Genomic DNA, 786 nt, shown 5'->3' on the forward strand with positions numbered 1-786 from the left:
CCCGGATCCTGCACGCCGCCGCGCTGGACGAGGACACCGCCCGCCAGGCCGGCGCGCCACTGCTCGCCAGTCGCGCCGAAGTGCACTGGGACACCCGGCGCAGCGACGTCGTCTCCCGCCAAGTCGACTCCCTCGGCGCCATCGAACTCGCGGAGAAGCCCCTCACCAAGCCCGACCGGGCCCTCGTCCGCGCCGCCCTCCTCGAAGGCCTCACCCGCGAGGGCCTGAGCACTCTCCTGACGTTCCCGTCCAGCCTCCGCGAGCGTCTGGCCTTCCTCCACACCTCAATCGGCGCCCCCTGGCCCGACGTCAGCGACGAGGCCCTGCTCGACCGCGCCGACGAGTGGCTGGAGCCCGAACTCTCCCGCGCCCGCCGCCGATCCGACCTGGCGCGCATTGATACGACAGCCGCTCTCCAACGCCTCCTCCCCTGGTCCACCGGCGAGGCAGGCCGCTTGGACGAACTCGCCCCCGAACGCATCACTGTCCCCAGTGGATCGAAGATCCGAGTCGACTACACCACCGACCGCCCAGTGCTGGCAGTGAAGTTGCAGGAACTCTTCGGCTGGAAGGCCGCTCCGGCGTTGGCCGCCGGAAGAATCCCCCTCACCATCCACCTCCTCTCCCCCGCCGGCCGCCCCGCCGCCATCACAGGAGATCTGGCGTCCTTCTGGCACAACGGCTACCCCGCCGTCCGCGCAGATCTGAGAGGCCGCTACCCCCGCCACCCCTGGCCCGAAGACCCGACGACGGCCGAGCCCACCAAACGCACCAACGCCCGGAAGT

General features: G+C 71.1%; 1 protein-coding gene. It reads left to right on the forward strand.

Going from position 1 to position 786, the window contains the following annotated elements:
* Positions 1-786 (forward strand): ATP-dependent helicase C-terminal domain-containing protein (locus ABD308_RS32060; RefSeq protein ID WP_344342956.1); only part of this gene is annotated, 786 nt, incomplete at both ends.

Origin of the sequence: Kitasatospora putterlickiae, assembly GCF_039527695.1 — a bacterium.
Taxonomy (GTDB): domain Bacteria; phylum Actinomycetota; class Actinomycetes; order Streptomycetales; family Streptomycetaceae; genus Kitasatospora; species Kitasatospora putterlickiae.